The following is a 17,993-nucleotide window of genomic DNA, read 5'->3' on the forward strand; positions in this document are numbered from 1 at the left end:
CGTCGAGTCCGCGGCGCGCCTCGTCGCGTTCGGCATGCGCCCCAAGGCACTGCCCGGGCGGGACGAGGCGTACGCGGAGCTGGTGCGCCGCTACCGCGAGGACGACGAGTTCGCGGACACCGTCCAGCGCGTGGCGTCCGGGCTCGGGCTGGTGGTGCTGGCCGTCGACAAGTCGCCGGGGATCGTGCTGGCGGCCGTCGAGGAGTCCGTCTTCGAGATCAAGATGGACGAGTACGCGCGCCGCACGGCGCTCGCGAACCGGCAGGCCGACCGCGTCCTGCACGGCCTCGCGCACCTGGCGGCGGCCGCGCTCGCGTTCCCGCGCCCTGACGACCTCGGCAACGACAGCTACGTCGGGCGGGTCTCCGTGGACCAGGTCGACGGCGCCGTGCGGGAGGCGTCGCGGGTGCTCTCCGAGCGGGTGGCAGGCACCGAGGAGTCCGATCCGGAGTCCGATGCGCCGCAGCTGGAGGCCGTCTGGCGGGTGTGGCTGCGCCGCCCGGAGGCGACCGCGACGAAGGACGGCCGTGCGGGGGAGTCGACGACCCGCGGCATCGTCGGGAAGGCACTGCGGTTCCTCGCCGACCAGGGCTTCCTGCACCCGGTCGGCACCGAGGGCGCGTACCGGACGACCGCCCGCTACCAGGTCCAGGTGCGCGAGCTGGCCGCCCAGCGCGCGTTCGACGAGCTGCTCGAACTCGGTGTGCTCCCGGCCGGGACGCCCGAGGGCACGTTGCGCAAGGAGCCCGCCTCGGATGTATGAGCTCTCCCGCGTGCGCCTGTTCTCGGTGGGACCGGCGGGCGCCCGGTACCAGGACGTCACGCTCGACCTGCGCGGTGTCGGCGAGCCGGTCACGGTCGCGCACCAGGAGGACCTGTTCGCCGCCGACGACCCGTTCGAGGGCGCCGCCCGCGTTCCGCGACGGCCCGCGCCCGCGTCGGTGCTGTTCCTGGAGAACGGCGGCGGCAAGTCCGTCCTGCTGAAGCTGATCTTCTCGGTGCTGTTGCCCGGCCGCCGTCAGGTCGTCGGCACCACGAGCACGAGCGTGCTGGAGAAGTTCGTGCTGGCCGAGGACGTCGCGCACGTCGCGTGCGAGTGGATGCACACCGGCACCGGACGGCTGCTGGTCACCGGCAAGGTGTCCGAGTGGCGGGGGCACGTCGCGTCGTCGGACCCGGAGAAGCTCGCCGACGCGTGGTACTCGCTGCGCCCGCACACGGGGTTCGGGCTGGACGAGCTGCCGTTCACGGTGGACAAACGGCGGGTGACGGCGACGGCGTTCCGCGAGCGGCTGCACGAGGCCGACCGGGAGAACCCGGAGTGCGAGCTGACCTGGGAGACCGGCCAGCGCGACTGGACCCGCCACCTCGTCGACACCGGTCTCGACCCGGAGCTGTTCCGCTACCAGCGCACGATGAACGCCGGCGAGGGCGAGGCGGCGGAGGCGTTCTCGTTCCCGTCCGACGAGGCGTTCGTCGACTTCCTGCTGCGCGCCGTGCTCGACCCGGAGGAACCGCAGAACCTGGCCGACCTCGTCGCCGGCTACGCGACGAAGCTCGCCCAGCGCGAGGAGCTCGAGACCGAGCGGGAGTTCGTCGACGGCACGCTCGAGCGGCTGGGCCCGCTGGTGGAGGCCGAGGCGCTCGCCGGGTCCGCGCGCACCAGGGAGCAGGCGGCCCGCGACGCGGCGCGCTCGCTAGCCGGCGCGATCGTCGCCCGTCGGGCCGCGGAGGACGAGCGGGTCGCGGGCGCCGTGGCGACGCTCTCCGACACCGAGGACACCGAGAAGGAGGCCGTCCGGGCGGAGAAGCGTCTCCAGGAGACGGTCGCGGAGCTGCGACGGCTGACGGCGGCCCTCGAGGTCGATGCGGCGACCCGGGCGGAGGCGGACGCGACCCGCGAGCGCGACGACGCACGCTCCACGGTGGAGGCCTGGGCGGCCGTCGAGCCGGTGCTCCGGTACCGGGTCGCGGCCGGGGAGGCGGCCCGGCTGCGCACCCGCGTCGACTCGGAGCAGGAGAAGGCGCGTCCGGCGCTGCACGCCCGCACCGACGCCGCCCGCGCGCTCGGAGCGGCGTTGCGCGCCACGGCATCCGAGGCCGACGCCGCCGCCGAGGCGGCGGGCGCGGAGCAGGAGGCTGCGGACCGTCGGGCCGCGGCGGCACGCGCGGTCGAGGTGGAGCGCTCCTCCGAGGCCGCCATCGCCGAGCAGGCCGGCGAGCGGGCGCGCGCCGACCTCGCCGCGATCGACGACGCGGTGAGCGCCGCAGAGCGGGACGGCCGTCTGGAGCCGGGCGCCGACGTCGCGACGGCCGCGGACGAGGTGCGGGAGCGAGCCCGGCAGGCCACGCGGGCCGTCGACGAGCTGCACGCCGAGTCCGAACGGCTGCGGCGCGAGCGGCGCGGTGCCGAGGAGCGCCGGTCCGACGCGCGGTCGGCCGCCGAGGCCGCCCGGTCGGCGGTCGAGGTGTCCGCGACGGCCTACGACGACGCCGTCGCCGCCCGGGACGCGCTCGCCTCCGAACCGCGCGCTGCCGAGCTGCTCAGCGTGGACGCCGTCCGCCCGGACACCGACGCCGACCTGCTCGTCGAACGGCTCACGGCCGCGGTCGGGACCCACGAGCGGGAGCGCACCACGCTGTCCGGTGAGCAGCAGCGCGACGAGCGGGCGCTGCAGGCGCTCGGGTCCGGCGGCCTGCTGCCGGAGCCGCCCGAGGTCGAGGCGGCGCTCGGCGTCCTGGAGGCGGCCGGGATCACCGCGTGGTCCGGCTGGCGTTACCTGACGATGCTGCCCGCAGGCTCGCGGGAGGAGGTGCTGGCGCGGCTGCCCCATCTCGTCGACGGCGTGCTGCTCAACAACCGCGACGACCTCACCCGGGCCGGCGAGGAACTGACGGCGGCGCGGCTGCTGCCGTCGTGCCTGGTGGCGGTCGGGACGACGGCCGCGATGCACGGGACGGACACCGCACCCGGCGTCGAGCTCGTCGTCCCCCCGAACCCGGCCCTGTACGACGAGGACGCCGCCGCAGAGGTCCGGGAGACGCTCACCGCGGAGACGGCGGCGCGGGCGTCGCGGATCGACGAGCTGGCCGCCGCCGTCGACGCCGACCGGGAGCTGCGGACCCGTTTCGCCGCGTGGCGGGAGCGCCGCCCGACGGTCGACGAGCTCGCGGACGCGCTGCAGGAACGGCGCGACGCGCTGACCGCGGCCGAACGCGCCGTCGCGGAGGCCGCGGCGGCGGTCGAGGCGCTCGACGATCGGGCGGACGCGCTGGAGGCGGACCGGCCCGAGCTGCAACGGGCCGCGCTGGCCGCCCGCGAGCGGGCCGAGGCGCTGGAGGCGTTGCGCACCAGGGTCTCCGGCCGCGAGGAGCTCGTCGAACGGCAGCGCGCGGCGACGGCGGACGCGGCCCGCGCGATCCAGGCGGCGGCGAGCGCACGGTCCGACGCGGAGACGGCGGCGGCGTCCGCAGTGGACGCCCGGCGTACCCGCGACCGGCAGGAGTCGACGGCCGTCCGCGCCCGTGAGGACCTGGCGGCCCTGCCGCTGTCCGAATCGGACACCCTCCCGGAGCCGCCGGACAGCCCGCTGTCCGTGCTGCGGGAGGAGTTCCGGCGCGCCGACTCCGCCTACGCCACCGCGGAGGTCGACGCGGACCTGCGGGGCCGCCTGGAGTCCGCCGAGCAGGCGGTCGTCGCGGCGAAGCAGCCCCTCGACGCCCTCGCGGCCGGCGTGCTGGACGCCGCGGAGGCGTTGCTGCGCACGCCGGACGGCTCCGACTCCGGGTCCCGGCGCGCGGCGTCGGACCAGGCCCGGGCCGCCCTGAACGCCGCCGACGACCGGCTCCGCAGGGCGTCCGGCGCGCTCGCCGTCGCCGAGCGGGAGCTGGCGTCCTATCCGGACCGACCGCGCCCGATCGACGGCTACGACCGCCCGCGCGACGCCGCCCACGGCCGCGAGCTCGTCGAACAGGCGGACGGTGACCGTCGGGCGGCCGAGGATGCGGCCGTGTCGGCGCGGCGAGCGGCACAGGCGGCCCGGGACACGCACGGGTCGGCGGTGCGGTCCGCGGAGGGATTCGGGCACGTCGTCGCCGGTATGGACGACGCGCCGGACGCGACCGGTGCGGCCCCGTTCGACGGCGACGTCGACGCCGCGCTGGAGGCGACGAAGCAGCGGCAGTCGGCCGTGCGTGCGGCGGCGGCGGAGCGGCACGGCGCCGAGAAGGACGTGCGCGAGGCCGTCGACTCCGTCGCCCAGTTCGCGCAGGACGCACGGTTCTCGTCGCTGTCCGGCCCGGTGCGCAAGCACATCTCCGGAGTCGCCCGTGCGGACATGCCGGGGCTCGCGCCGGAGTGGATCGCGGCGCTGCGCCCGCGGCTGCGCTCCCTCGACGACGACCTCGCCCACATCGAACGGCACCGCTCCGGCATCGTCACGCGGCTGACCGGCATGGTCGGGGAGGCGGTGCGCACGCTGCGGCTGGCCGAGCGCCTGTCCGAGCTGCCCGACGGGCTCGGCGACTGGTCCGGGCAGCGGTTCCTGCGGATCCGGTTCGAGGCCGTCGAGGACGCGGTGCTCCGGCACGAGCTGGGGGACGTCGTGGACCGGGCGGCGTCGTCGGTGAACGCCCCGAAGGCGTCCCGCGAACTGCGCGACGGGATGTCCCTGCTGCTGCGCGGTGTGCGTGCCGCGATGCCGAAGGGCGTGCGCATCGAGATGCTCAAGCCGGACGCCGTGCTGCGCACCGAGCGGCTGCGGGTCTCCGAGATCCGCGACGTGTTCTCCGGCGGTCAGCAGCTCACCGCGGCGATCGTCCTGTACTGCACGATGGCCGCGCTGCGGGCCCACCAGCGGGGACAGGGTCGTCGCCCGCACGCCGGCGTGCTGTTCCTGGACAACCCGATCGGCCGCGCGTCCGCCGGGTACCTGCTGGAACTGCAGTTCGGCGTGGCCAGGGCGCTGGGGGTGCAGCTCGTCTACACGACCGGCCTGTTCGACGCCGGCGCGCTCGCGACGTTCCCGCTGATCATCCGCCTGCGCAACGACGCCGACCTGCGCGCGGGGCGCAAGTACCTGTCCGTCGACGACCGGGTCGCGACCGTGCTGGGGGAGCCGCCGGAGACCGACGGCACGGGCTCGGTCACGGCGACGCGTCTCTACCGCCGACCCGAACCGGCCGTCGAGTCAGGATGACCCCGGGTGCGGCCGGACCGGGCCCCGCCCGGTCAGATCTCGGCCAGGCGGAAGCCGACGCCGCGGACGGTGACCACCCAGTCCGACGAGCCCAGCTTGCGCCGGAGGCTGTTCACGTGGGTGTCGATCGTCCTGCTGCGGGTCAGGTCGTCGTCGTCCCAGACCTGCCGCAGGATCTGCCGCCGCCCGACCACGTCGCCCGGATGGCAGGCCAGCAGCGTCAACAGCTCGAACTCCTTGCGGGTCAGCGGGACCGGGCGGTCGTGCACCCGCACGGTGTGCGTCACGCCGTCGATCGTGGTCCGGTCCGGCTCCGGGGCGGCTCATCGCCCGCACGTCCGTCCCGGCCCCGACCAGCTCGTCGACGACCCTGCGGCCCACGACACCGCGAGCCCCGGTCACCAGGGCGGTCACCGCGCGGTCCCGTCGGACGAACCGTCGGACGACGCCGCGGCAGGCACGTCGTCCCGGCCGAACGCGTCCGTGTCCCCGTCCTCCGTGTCCCCGTCTCCCGTGTCCCGGTCGTCCGGGCCGGAGGTGTCGTGCCCGCCCGGCGTCCCGGGCTCGCGCAGGACGAACGCGACGGCGACGGCGACGGCCAGCGACACGACCAGGGTGATCGTCGCGGCGGCGTGCAGCCCGCCGGCGAACGCCTCACGAGCCGCTCGGAACAGCTCGGTGCCGAGCGGGCCGGGTAGCGTCCCGGCGACCGAGGCGGCACCGCCGAGCGTGTCCGATGCCGTCCGGACGGCATCGGCCGGGATCCCGGCCGGCATCGCGTCGGTCAGCTGCGAGCGGTAGACGATCGCTCCGATCGTCCCGAACGCGGCCAGCCCGAGCGCATTGCCGAACTGCTGGCTGGTCTCGGACATCGCGGACGCGGCGCCCGACCGTTCCGGTGGCGCGGAGCCGACCATCGCCGCGACGCCGAGCGTGGTCGACGGGCCGAGGCCGAGGAACACGAACACGAAACCGACGATCAGTCCCGGCAGCCCTCCGTCGACCGGGACCGTGCTCAGCACGGCGAAGCCGACGGCGGCCACGACCAGACCGCCCGCCATGACGTAGGCCTGCTGGACCCGGGCCGCGATCGTCGGGGTGAGCGACACACCGACGAACCCGGCGACAAGCAGCGGCAGCGACCACATCGCCGACGCGAACGTCGACTGGCCCTCGACCAGCTGCAGGAACTGCATCCCGAAGTAGCCGGTGCCCGCCATCAGCAACGAGCCCAGCAGCAGTACGCCCATCGCGACGACGAACCGGCGACCGGCCAGCAGCTCGAGGTCGAGCATCGGGTCCTCCAGCCTCCGCTGGCGCACCAGGAACGCGATCCCGACCGCGACCCCGAGCACGACCGCCGCGAGCGCGGCCAGGTCGAAGCCGTCCTCAGCGGAGCGCTGCACCCCGTAGATCACCCCGAGCACCGCGACGAGCGACAGCACCGCGCTGACCGGGTCGATCCGGCCCGGCCGCCTCTCGCGGTACTCGGGCACCAGCCGTGGGCCGGCGACCAGCAGCAGCACCATGACCGGCACGCCGATCAGGAACACCGAGCCCCACCAGAACCACTCCAGCAGCAGGCCGCCCACCAGCGGGCCCGCGGCGTTGCCGGCCAGGTTGCCCATCATCCAGACCGACGCCGCACGGGTGCGCTGGCCCTCGTCGGCGAACATGTTGCGGATCAGGGACAGCGTCGACGGCGCGACCGTCGCCCCGGCGACGCCGAGCAGCCCGCGGGCGAGGATCAGCATGCCCGCCGTCGGCGCCCACGCCGCGAGGACCGAGGCGAGCGCGAACGCGACGGCGCCGACCAGCAGCAGCCTGCGGCGCCCGATCCGGTCGCCGAGCTTGCCCATGACGATCAGCAGACCGGCGATGACGAAGCCGTAGATGTCGATGATCCAGAGCAGCTGGGAGCTGCTGGGCGCGAGATCCTCGCTGATCGTCGGCACCGCCAGGTGCAGGACGGTGAGGTCCATGCCGACGATCATCGCGGGAAGGACCAGGACGACCAGCCCGAGCCACTCGCGCCGCCCGGCGCGGGCGGACACGGCTCCTCCCGACGCTGCGGATGACGGGCCCGTCGAGGACGCGCCGCGGGATTCCTCACTCATGGCACTCATGACTCCCCGACGATCGGCCCCGGTGGTGGCCGGCCGCATCCGTCACGTGACGGTAGCCGGCCGCCCGCTCGTCCGGGCATCACACACCGTTGGACAAGATTTGCAGGTCCGGCTCTCCGGCGTGGTTGACGCGGTTCTCCGGCCGGTTTCAGAATCGATGACGCGGGAATGATCGGCGCGCCTCGCCGCCGTCCCGTCGTGAATGCGGACCGGCAGACTCCCTCGGCGCCGCCGGAACACCCCGCAGCGCCGTTCCGAATGGATTCCGTCCCGCGGAGGACTCGATGCGTTCTCGTCATCAGAACGGTCACGACGATCCGTCGGCAAGAGTGTCGGTTATCGGTTCCCGCGGTTTCATCGGGCACCGCCTGACCCGGCGGCTGACCGGGACGGGGATCGCCGTCGAGGAGTTCCACCGGGATCGCCCGTTCCACCGCGGCGGCAGGCCGTTTCACTTCCGGAGAAGATGGTCTGCTGTTCGTGACCAACCGAGAACCGCTCCTGGTGGGAGCCACTGCGCGCGGCGGCCGCCTCGCCTCCGTGACGACTCCGGCGCTGACGGTGATCATGGCCGTTCCCCCCGCGTAGTATCCCGTCCATGCTGCTGGGCCGCGAGCACGAGGTCACGGCGATCGACGAGCGGCTCGCGCGTGCACGGGCGAGGGAGAGCTCGGCGCTGGTCCTGCGCGGCGACGCCGGGATGGGGAAGACCGCGCTGTTCGACCACGCGGCCGCGGCGGCGGCGGACATGCGGGTGCTGCGCGCGGTCGGCATCGAGTCCGAGGCCGAGCTGCCGTTCGCCGGCCTGCACGTGCTGCTCGGTCCGGTGGTCGACCGGATCGACCACCTCCCGGACCCCCAGCGCAACGCGCTGCGGGTCGCGCTGGGCATGCAGACCGGTCAGCCCGGTGACCGCTTCCTGCTCGGCCTCGCCGTGCTCATGCTGCTCTCCGACGCGGCGGGTGACGGGCCGCTGCTGTGCCTGGTCGACGATGCACAGTGGATGGACCGCGGGTCGGCGGACGTGTTGTTGTTCGCCGCGCGGCGGCTCGACGCGGAGGGCGTGGTGCTCCTGTTCGCCGCGCGCGACTTCGACGGGCCCGGTTTCCCCGCCCCCGGTATCGCGGAGGCCCGGCTCGAACCTCTGCCGGACGAGACGGCCGCCCGACTGCTCGAGGACCGTGCCGGAGACCTGCCGCGCGAGACCAGGGACGGGATCGTCGCCGAGGCGCAGGGCAACGTGTTGGCGCTGCTGGAGTTCACCGAGGCCCAGCGCACCGGCGCGGCGGTGACCGAGCCGTTCCGCACCAGGGGGGTGCCGCAGCGCAGCCGGGTGCTGAGGATGTTCTCCGAGCAGGTCGCGGCGCTGCCGCAGCGCACGAGGGACCTGCTGGTCACGATCGCGGCGGACACGTCGGGCGACCCCGGCGTGGTGCTGGATGCCGGAGCGGGGCTGGGGTGCACCGCCGTCGACCTCGAGCCCGCCGAGTCCGGGAACCTGGTCGTGCTCGCCGGCGGGCGGCTGGACTTCCGGCACCCGATGATCCGGTCCGCGGTCTACCAGGAGGCGCCGCTGCAGACGCGGCTCCGCGTGCACGCCGAGCTGGCACGCGTGTTCGGTACGCAGGGCAACGTCTGCCAGCGCGCCTGGCACCTGGCCGCGTCGACCACCGGACCGGACGACGAGGTCGCCGCCGCGTTGGAGAACAGCGCCGGGATCGACGGCTCGCTGGGCGGGCACTCGGCGGCGGCCTCGGCGCTGGAGCGTGCGGCGGAGCTGAGCCGGGAGGAACCGGACCGCGGGCGGCGGTTGCTGATGGCTGCCGAGGCGGCCGTGCAGGGCGGGCACTCCGAGCGCGCCGACGGGCTGGCCGGCAGGGCATCGGCGCTGCTGACCGACGGCGGGTCGCAGGCGCGCATCGCGGTCGTCCGCGCCCGCGTGGCCGAGCAGGAGGCGCGCCCGGTCGAGGTGCACGGGCTCCTGGTGGACGCGGCCCGCGCGGTGCACGCGCAGGTCCCGGACGTCGCGATGGACATGCTGGTCTGGGCGGCCGAGGCGGCATGGTCGGACGGCAGCACCCACACCGTCGAGGACACCTGGCGTCTGGCCGGACAGCTCGCCCCGGGCCGCCCGGAGGCGCTGGCGGTACTGGAGCGGTTCGTCACGGCCGTCACCCGGCTCGGTCCGGGATCGGTGGCGGAGGGGGTCGCGGCGGTCCGGTCGCTGTTCGGCTCGGGGGAGTGGGAGCCGCGCGACGCCGCCACGGCGGTGTCCGGGCGCCTGCTGCTCGGCGAGGTGCGCGAGGCGCACGACCTGGCCGTCGCCCGCGAACGCGGGCTGCGCGACCGCGGTGCGATCGGGGCGCTGCCGTTGGCCCTGTCGCTGCACCTGGGCACCGCGCTGCATCTCGGCCGGCACGCCGAGGCCCGCGCCGCGGGGACAGAGGGACTGCAGATCGTCGAGGACACCCAGCAGTCCCGCGGCCGCAGCGAGCTCTGCGCCGGGATGGCCCGGCTTGCCGCGCTGGAGGGCGACGAGCCGCGGTGCGTCGAGCTGGCCGGCGCCGTGGACACCGGTTCCGGTGGCGCGGCGGCGCGGGCCAGGGGCGCGCTCGCCCTGCTCGACCTGGGGGCCGGCCGCGCGGAGTCGGCGCGCGACCGGTTGCGTGCCATCGTCGACGGGACCGTCCCGCTGGAGGGGCTGATGGCCGTGCCCGACCTGGTCGAGGCGTCCGCGCGCCTCGGCCACCCCAAGGAGGCGGCGGACGCGCTCGCCTGGTTCGAGGAGTGGGTGGACGCCGTCGAACGACCGTGGGCCCGGTCGCTGGCGCTACGCTGTCGCGCGCTGCTCGCCGAGTCCGAGCCGGATCGGGCCGGAGCGCTCTACGACCAGGCCGTCGCGAGCCACCGCGACGACGCGGAGTCGCCCTTCGAGCGGGCCCGCACGACGCTGTTGCAGGGCGAGTGGACACGCCGCAGCAGGCGTCCCGGCGCCGCCCGCTCCGCGCTGCGGTTCGCGGCCGACACGTTCGAGCAGCTCGGAGCCCGGCCGTGGGCCGAGCGCGCGGCCACCGAGCTGCGCGCCGCGGGGGAGAGCCAGGCCGGCGGCTACCGGCCCGCGGTCGGGTCGGGGCTGACCGCGCAGGAGCTGGCCGTGGTCCGGCTGGCTGCGACCGGAATGTCCAACCGCGCCATCGGCACCCAGATGTTCCTCAGCTCGCGCACCGTCGGATACCACCTCTACAAGGCGTTTCCCAAGCTCGGCGTCTCCTCACGCGGCGAGCTCGCCGCGCTCGACCTGGGCTGAGCAACGGTCCACCGACCCGACCGTGTCGGGGCCCGGCGGTTCAGGCGCGGCCGGCGGGCAGGTGGCGCTCGAGGTTCTCGGTCATCGCCTCCAGAAGGCGGACGACGGTGAGGTAGTCGGCGTAGCTCAGCCCGTCGAGCATCCGGTCCCAGGTACCCTCCTGCTCGGCGGCCATCGCCGAGAACGTGCTCTCTCCCTCCGCGGTCAGCGTCATGAGGCGGTCCTCGCCGGAGCCGGTGACGGCCAGCCATCCCCGTTCGCGGAGCTCCTCGACCGTCGCGAGCACGGACTCCTCGGCGTAGAAGACCCGCGCGGACTCGACGTACTCGCCGACCGCGAGCCCTGGCTGCTCGTGCACCCGCCGCATCATCTGCCAGTGCCGGCGCTCCGCCCCGAATCCGGCGAGGAGGTTCCCGACGTACTCGGTCACCGTTTCGTCGAGACGACGGGCGACGAAACCGATCGGTTTCGCGGCCTGTGCCTGTTCACGGATGGCGGTGTCGTCGACCGGCATTCTGGTCTCCCCGATCTTCTGCTGGAATTCGACGGGTCTCAGTGTAACCACGATCGGAAGTCGTGCGGTCGCGCGATTTCTTCGCGAGCGAGCGCAGTTGGCGCCGAAGGACCTCGTCGGCAGGGCGGTCGGCAGCACACTGGTCATCTGACGGATGCCGCCGGTATCGGTCGGTCATTACCCTTCCCGCCATGAGCGAGACATCCATCGACGAATCGACGCCACCGTCGGCCGGTCGCCGCGAGTGGACCGGTCTCGCCGTTCTCGTGCTTCCGGCGCTCATCATCGGAATGGATCTCACAGTCCTTCATCTGGCTGTTCCGGCAATCGCCGCGGATCTGCGACCAAGCAGTTCCGAGCTGCTCTGGATCATGGATGTCTACGGGTTCGTCATCGCGCCGCTGCTGGTGCCGATGGGCAAGCTGGCGGACAAGATCGGGCGGCGCAGGCTGCTGCTGATCGGTGCGACGGTGTTCGGGCTGGCCTCGCTGCTGGCGGCGTTCGCGCCGAGCAGCGAGGCCCTGATCGCGGCGCGGGCCCTGCTCGGTGTCGCCGGTGCCACCATCGGCCCGTCGACGCTGTCGCTGATCCGCAACATGTTCCACGACCAGACCCAGCGCAACCGGGCGATCTCGGTGTGGGGGATGTCCACGCTGGGCGGGAACGTCATCGGTCCGCTGCTCGGCGGGCTCATGCTCGAGCACTTCTGGTGGGGCTCCGTGCTCCTGCTCGCCCTGCCGGTCATGGTGCTGCTGCTGGTGGCGGGGCCGATCCTGCTGCCGGAGTACCGGGACACGTCGGTCGGGCGCATCGACCTGGCCAGCGCCGTCCTCGCGGTCGTCGCCGTGCTGGGGGTCATCTACGGCATCCAGCAAATCGCCCAGAGCGGTCCGGGCCTGCTGTCGCTGGCCGCCATCGCGGTCGGCGTCGTGGTCGGTGTGCTGTTCGTGCTGAGGCAGCGCCGCCTCGCCGACCCGATGCTCGACGTCGGCCTGCTGTCCGACCGTACCTTCGGCGTGTCCTTGTTCACGCTGACCATCGGCTCGCTCATGCTGACCGGCACGGGCTACTTCGGTATGCAGTTCATGCAGCTCGCGCTCGGTCTGTCGACGCTGGAGGCGGGCCTGTGGCTGCTACCGATCCTGCTGTTCGCCGTCGTGGCGACGATGATGACCCCGAAGCTGGCCACGACGTTCAGTCCGGGATCGATCCTTGCGGCCGGGATGGCCCTGTCCGCGGTCGGCTTCCTGATCCTCACCCGGCTCGATCCCTCGAGCGGCGGTCTTGCCGTGCTCGTCGTCGGCTACGTCGTGATCTTCGTCGGGCTCGCCCCAGCGACCATGCTGACGATCGGCCTGATGGTCGGCGCCGCGCCGCCGGAGCGTGCGGGCGCCGCATCGGCCATGTCCGAGACCACCCAGCAGCTCGGTGGTGCACTCGGGCTGGCCGTGTTCGGCAGTATCGGCACGGCCGTGTACCGGAGCTCGCTCGGTGACGGAGTGCTCGGCGGCCTGCCGGCGTCGGTGGCCGAGTCCGCCCGCAACACCCTGGGTGAGGCGGCCGCCGAGGCGGCTCGGCTCGGCGGCGCGAACGGGGACCGGCTGCTGGGAGCCGCGCGGGACGCCTTCAGCGACGGTGTCGCCGTGACCACCGGAATCAGCGCCGTCGTCGCCGCCGTGTCCGCGGTGGCGATCGGGGTGCTGCTGCGCTCCGGCGGATCGGCGGACGGCGCAGAGAGCACCGGAGGCGCCGGGAGCGGCGGATCCGCCACCGACGCCGGTGACCGGACCGGAGCCGGTCCCGGCCCGACCCGCTGAGACGCGGCGGTGCGTCGTGGTCCGGTGACCGGTCGTGCGGAGGAACGTCGGACGGCCCGCTAGCCGGCCTGCCCGCGCACGAGCACGTCCTGGAGATCTGCCCGCTGATCAGGCACGACTACCGCAACACGACGGATTCGGACCGCCGACGCCCGTCCTGGCGTCGTCGCAGGTCGCGCTCCGCGACTGCGCACCATCGACCGAGGAGGAAGCACGTGTCCGCCACCCACCCCATCCGACTTGTCGTCATCATCGGCAGCATCCGCCGTGGCCGCTTGGGGACCCCGCCCGCGCAGTGGACGATCCGGCAGGCCCGGCAGCACGAGTCCATCGAGGTCGACGTCGTGGACCTGGCCGACATCGAGCTCCAGCACGAGCTCCGGTCGTTCGACGAGGACCTCCCGCCGGCGATCGAAGCGCTCGGCGAGCGGCTGGCCGGCTGACCTGGTGGGCCGTCGCGCTCCGGGACGCCCGCGCGGTCCGCCCGTACGTCTCCTGAGATCTCCCGGCCGGTCCGAACCGGACCCGCGTCGGCCGATGTCCCGCCGATCGCCGGCCCGTCACCGGCGCGCGAGGCGTAGCCCGCCGTCTCGATTTGAGCCACCGGTGGCGCAGCGCCGCGCCACGACGCAAGGTGGAGCGGCCATGACCATGGAGATCCAGCACCTCATGTGGAAGATCGAGGGCATCCGCGACGCGTTCCACACGGCGGTGTTCGCCGACCGCGACGTCGATGCCGCGCTGGCATGCGTCGGCGAGGACGGCGTGCTGGAGACGGTGTCCGGCGTCGTCACGGCGCGCGGGCCCGATGACATCCGGCGGTTCCTCGTCGAGGACGTGATCGACCACCTGCCGTCCGGGCTGGAGTTCACGCGGGTCTCCAAGACGTCCGACCAGCGGCGCGTCGCGCACGAGATGACCGTGCGGTTCACGCACGACCGCGAGCTGCCGTGGCTGCTGCCCGGCGTCGCACCGACCGGCCGCGACGTCGAGACGAGCGCCGTCTCGGTGGCGTCGTTCAAGCACGCGTCGAAGTTCGGGAAGGTCAGCTCCCGGATCCTGGCCTACCGGATCACGTGGGACCGGCTCGACGTGATGGCGCAGCTCGGCCTCCTCGACCGGGAGACCGTGGCCGGCTGAGCCGTGACCGTGATCGGGGCGGGCCGGAGCACGAGGTCCGGGAGCACGACGTCGCGGTCGACACGGACGTACTCGCCGTGCGGGGCGGCCGAACCGGTGCCGGGCCGCGGTGAGGCGACGACCAGGTAGGTGCCCGGTGCCTCCGGGGTGATCGTGAAGCATCCGCGCTCGTCGGTGTCGGTCCGGGCGACCTGCCGCCCGGTGGGGTCGACGAGCGTGACGGTCGCCGAGACCGGCTCCCGGCCGGGGCTCTGGATCCGACGCGTGACGGCGGGGACCCGGGAGTCCTCGCCCGCCGATCCGGTCAGCGTGTCGAGCTCCGCGGCCAGCAGACCGACCTCGCGGGCGAGCGGCGCGAGCTCGCCCGCCGACCCGGAGATCGGGGCGAGCAGGTCGGCCACCGCGGTGAGCGCACCCGGTGCCGGAGCGCGGCCGTGCGCGGTGGCGGCGACGAGATCGCGCAGGCGTGCGCAGGCTGCGGTGAGGGCCGCCGGGTACTCCGACGGGCGCGCGGCCGCATCGACGGTCCGCGCGAGATGGCGGGCGTGGTGGGCGAGCGCGGTGTAGCTCGTCAGCCGCCGCACGCCCCACGGGTTCGGCGCCACCATCCAGGTCCGGCCCAGTGGCCTGCCGATCAGCAGCGCCTGGTGCAGCGCGGCGTCGAGCGCGCGGGCGGAGGCCGCCAGGTCGGTCTCGTGGCCTCCGCGACGCAGCCGCAGATCGACGGCGTCGAGCAGGTCGGCCAGCGCCGTGAGCAGGGCGCGGCGGGCCTCCCGGTCGGCGGTGAGCGTCCGGGTCGGGAGCACGAGCACCGCGACCAGGCACCCGATCGCACCGCCCGCCGCGGTCTCGGTGAGACGCAGGATCATCAGATCGACGGTGAAGCTGCCGAGCAGCGCGTACAGCTCGCCGAGCATCAGCGTGATGAAGAAGATCATCACCGCGTACGACACCCGGAACAGGTAGAACGCCCCGAACACGCTCGCCAGGATCACGGTGATCACCACGGCGACGTTCGTCCCGATCAGCGGGACCAGCGGGATCGCGGCCAGCAGCCCCACCAGCGTGCCCACCGTGCGGTGCACGGCCTTGCGGACCGTCTCCGCCACGGTCGCGGTGCCGGTGAACGCGATGAACGCGGCCAGCACGGCCCAGTAGTAGCGCTGCGAGGACAACGCGTCCCCGACGGCGACCGCGGCCGCCGTCGCCAGCGCGGCCTGGATCGCCTGGCGGGTGTTCAGCGACAGCCGGGGGAACCGCCGTTCTGGCGCGCCGGTCCCGGTGTCCGGATCGTGCACCCGCTGCACCGTGGGCGCCGACCCCGGCAGCGCACCGGCGAACAGCTCCACGGCAGGCGCGAACTCCGGCTCCGATCCGTCGGCCGGGTCGTCCGTCCCTGCGGTGCCGGCCCACTCGGCGCGCACCGCGGCCAGGACCAGCGCGTCCGCGGCGAGGCGGCGCGCGCGGACCGGTGTGCCGTCGTCGTGGGTCAGCGCGTCGGCCACGGCGTGCAGGCGGTCCCAGTCCCGGTGCCGCACCGCATCCAGGAGATCGACGGCCGCCTGCCGGTGTGTCGCGTCGGCCGCCGGGTCGTCGACGAGCCGGGCGACGGCGTCGACGAGAGCGCCCGCCGCGAGCTCGCCGTCGAAGACGGCACGGCGCAGCGTGCGGGCCATGGCGTCGTCGGAGACCGCGCTCGGGGTGCCGAGCTGGCCGTCGATCATCAACGCCGTCTCGTTGAGCTGGACCAGGCGGCTGCGGATCCGCCGCTGCGCGTCGTCGCGGTCCGGGTCGTCGCGGTCGCCGTCCGCGTGCAGCCGGGCGGTCGCCTCGGCCAGCGCGGCCAGCCGCGCCTCGAACGACCAGATCATCCTCCGCAGCACCCGGTCGTTGCGGATCGGCAGGAGCACGAGCGTCAGCAGCAGCACCCAGGCGATCGCCAGCACGACGGGCGGGAGCAGGTCCGGCAGCTGTTCCGGACGCAGGCCGAGGAACAGGGCGAAGAAGTAGCCCATGAACCCGACCATCCCGCACGTGAAGAACCGCGGTCCGAACCGGCGGAGCAGCACGGCCACGAACACGACGAGCACGAACGTCGCCAGCGACAACGGGCGGTTGCGGTCGACGGCGAGCGCGAGTGCCATCCCGGCCAGCAGGAACAGCGGCAGGAAGCACATCGTGACGGCCTGGCCGCCGCGCGTCGGGTCGAGGACGCCGAACGCGGAGAGCATGGCGAGCACGGCGCCGAGCATCAGCGGGATCAGCGGTGGCCTGCCGGTGACCTCGGCGAGCAGCAGCTCCAGACCGAGCGCCGTCGCGATGGCCAGCACCGCGCGCCCGGCCGAGATCAGCCGGACGAGTCCGGGATCGGACGCGAGTGCCCGGTCCCGGAACGCCTGCCACCACGTCCGCCCGGTCATGACGTCGCCCGACGGAAGTTGCATATGCTAACCATATCGGGTGACCCCGATCGGGGCCTCCCGGGCACGGGCCGCAGGTTTCCGTCTGACGGAAGAACGGTTCCGGACACTCCGGGCACTCGGCACGATCCGGTTGGTCTGACGACCAACGGAGGCCGCCATGTCCACACAGCAGGGTGCCGGGGTGACGCCGTCCCCGCCCGACGTCCGCCGGGTCCGCCGGGTCGCGCTGGCCGGTCTGATCGGGACGTCGATCGAGTGGTTCGACTTCTACATCTACGGCCTGGCCGCCATCACGGTGTTCGCACCCCAGTTCTTCCCCGGTGCCTCCCCGCTGGCGGCGACGCTGGCCGCGTTCGGGACGTTCGCCGTCGGGTTCGTGGCCCGCCCGGTCGGCGGCGTGCTGTTCGGGCACCTCGGCGACCGGATCGGCCGCCGGAACACCCTGGTCGCCACGCTGCTGACGATGGGAGGGGCGACGTTCCTGATCGGCGTGCTTCCGAACTACGCGACGATCGGGGTCGCCGCGCCCGTCCTGCTGGTGGCGATGCGCGTGCTGCAGGGGTTCGCGGTCGGCGGCGAGTGGGGCGGTGCGGTGCTGATCTCGGTCGAGCACGCCCCCGAGGGCAGGCGGGGCTTCTACGGCAGCTTCCCGCAGCTCGGTGTCCCGATCGGACTGGTCGCGTCCAACGCGGCGTTCCTGCTGGTGGCGGGCTTGCTGTCGGCGGAGGACTTCCAGTCGTGGGGCTGGCGGGTGCCGTTCCTGCTCAGTGCCGTGCTGGTGGGCGTCGGGCTCTACGTACGGCTGCGGATCGAGGAGAGCCCGGAGTTCGTCGCCGCGCCGCGGGCCGGCTCGATGAGGCTGCCGATCGCGACCGTGCTGCGCGAGCACTTCCCGCAGGTGCTGTGCGGGATCGCGCTGTTCGGCGGCATCACGGCGGTCGGGTACATGGCCGCGACGTTCGCCATCCAGTACGGCACCAGCCAGGTCGGCCTGTCCCGGACCGCGCTGATCGCCGTGGTGCTCGCGGTCTCCGTGCTCGAGGTCCCGCTCATCCTGTGGGTCTCGTCGATGTCCGACCGGTGGGGTCACGCCCGGACGATCATGTTCGGCGCGCTCGCCACGGCGGTGGCCGCCGCGGCGTTCCTGCCCCTGCTCGCGAGCGCGTCGATCCTGCTGATCGCCGTGGCCGTCGCCGCGGCCCGATGGTTCTCGGCTCCGATGTGGGGGCCGTCGGCGGCGCTGGCCGCGTCCTGCTACCCGCCCGAGATCCGCTACAGCGGGTCGTCCGTGGGGTACCAGCTCGGCTCGATCTTCGGTGGGGCGCTGGCACCGATCCTGTCCACGCTGCTGCTCGCCTCACCGGCGGGCCTGGCCGGGGCGTCGGCGTACCTGACCGGGATGGTCCTGCTGTCCGGGGTCGGCGCCGTCGCGGCCGACCGGCTGGCCCGCCGGCCGGCCGCGGGGTAG

General features: G+C 74.0%; 10 protein-coding genes and 1 pseudogene. 7 read left to right on the forward strand and 4 right to left on the reverse strand.

Features of this window, described 5'->3' with window-relative positions; translation table 11 throughout:
- Positions 1-34: 34 nt before the first annotated feature.
- Both EV378_RS31915 and EV378_RS31920 read left to right on the forward strand, forming a co-directional pair.
- Positions 35-763, forward strand: coding sequence for a hypothetical protein (locus EV378_RS31915; protein WP_132432998.1), 729 nt, complete (start codon positions 35-37; stop codon positions 761-763).
- Entirely contained in the window at positions 756-5,198 is a 4,443-nt protein-coding gene (locus EV378_RS31920; protein ID WP_132431308.1) for a hypothetical protein, read from the forward strand. Before EV378_RS31915 ends, EV378_RS31920 begins: the two co-directional genes overlap by 8 nt.
- A gap of 32 nt (positions 5,199-5,230) precedes the next feature.
- Here the strand turns inward: EV378_RS31920 and EV378_RS31925 are convergent, their stop codons facing one another.
- The gene (locus EV378_RS31925) at positions 5,231-5,485 is read right to left on the reverse strand and encodes a winged helix-turn-helix domain-containing protein (protein WP_243653858.1); all 255 of its coding nucleotides are present in this window, start codon (positions 5,483-5,485) and stop codon (positions 5,231-5,233) included.
- 276 nt (positions 5,486-5,761) lie between these two features.
- A pseudogene (locus tag EV378_RS31935) lies at positions 5,762-7,192 on the reverse strand (MFS transporter); the annotation flags it as partial.
- A gap of 730 nt (positions 7,193-7,922) precedes the next feature.
- On the opposite strand from EV378_RS31935, the gene EV378_RS31940 reads away from it, so the two are divergent.
- Complete coding sequence (locus EV378_RS31940; RefSeq protein WP_132431312.1) at positions 7,923-10,631, forward strand: helix-turn-helix transcriptional regulator; 2,709 nt, start codon at positions 7,923-7,925, stop codon at positions 10,629-10,631.
- Between the two features lie 40 nt (positions 10,632-10,671).
- On the opposite strand, the gene EV378_RS31945 is transcribed toward EV378_RS31940, so the two are convergent.
- A complete protein-coding gene (locus EV378_RS31945; protein ID WP_132431314.1) occupies positions 10,672-11,145 on the reverse strand; it encodes a MarR family winged helix-turn-helix transcriptional regulator in 474 nt (157 codons plus the stop codon).
- A gap of 191 nt (positions 11,146-11,336) precedes the next feature.
- On the opposite strand from EV378_RS31945, the gene EV378_RS31950 reads away from it, so the two are divergent.
- From EV378_RS31950 to EV378_RS31960, 3 genes are all read left to right on the forward strand, one after another.
- Entirely contained in the window at positions 11,337-12,962 is a 1,626-nt protein-coding gene (locus EV378_RS31950; RefSeq protein ID WP_132431316.1) for an MFS transporter, read from the forward strand.
- Positions 12,963-13,177: 215 nt separating this feature from the next.
- The gene (locus tag EV378_RS35655) at positions 13,178-13,405 is read left to right on the forward strand and encodes an NADPH-dependent FMN reductase (RefSeq protein ID WP_165922587.1); all 228 of its coding nucleotides are present in this window, start codon (positions 13,178-13,180) and stop codon (positions 13,403-13,405) included.
- 202 nt (positions 13,406-13,607) lie between these two features.
- The gene (locus EV378_RS31960; protein ID WP_165922588.1) at positions 13,608-14,102 is read left to right on the forward strand and encodes a nuclear transport factor 2 family protein; all 495 of its coding nucleotides are present in this window, start codon (positions 13,608-13,610) and stop codon (positions 14,100-14,102) included.
- On the opposite strand, the gene EV378_RS31965 is transcribed toward EV378_RS31960, so the two are convergent.
- The gene (locus EV378_RS31965) at positions 14,027-16,546 is read right to left on the reverse strand and encodes an FUSC family protein (protein WP_132431322.1); all 2,520 of its coding nucleotides are present in this window, start codon (positions 16,544-16,546) and stop codon (positions 14,027-14,029) included. The genes EV378_RS31960 and EV378_RS31965 overlap by 76 nt on opposite strands.
- A 136-nt stretch (positions 16,547-16,682) precedes the next feature.
- On the opposite strand from EV378_RS31965, the gene EV378_RS31970 reads away from it, so the two are divergent.
- Positions 16,683-17,993, forward strand: coding sequence for an MFS transporter (locus EV378_RS31970; RefSeq protein WP_132431324.1), 1,311 nt, complete (start codon positions 16,683-16,685; stop codon positions 17,991-17,993).

It is taken from the genome of Pseudonocardia endophytica (genome assembly GCF_004339565.1).
In the GTDB taxonomy this organism is placed as follows: domain Bacteria; phylum Actinomycetota; class Actinomycetes; order Mycobacteriales; family Pseudonocardiaceae; genus Pseudonocardia; species Pseudonocardia endophytica.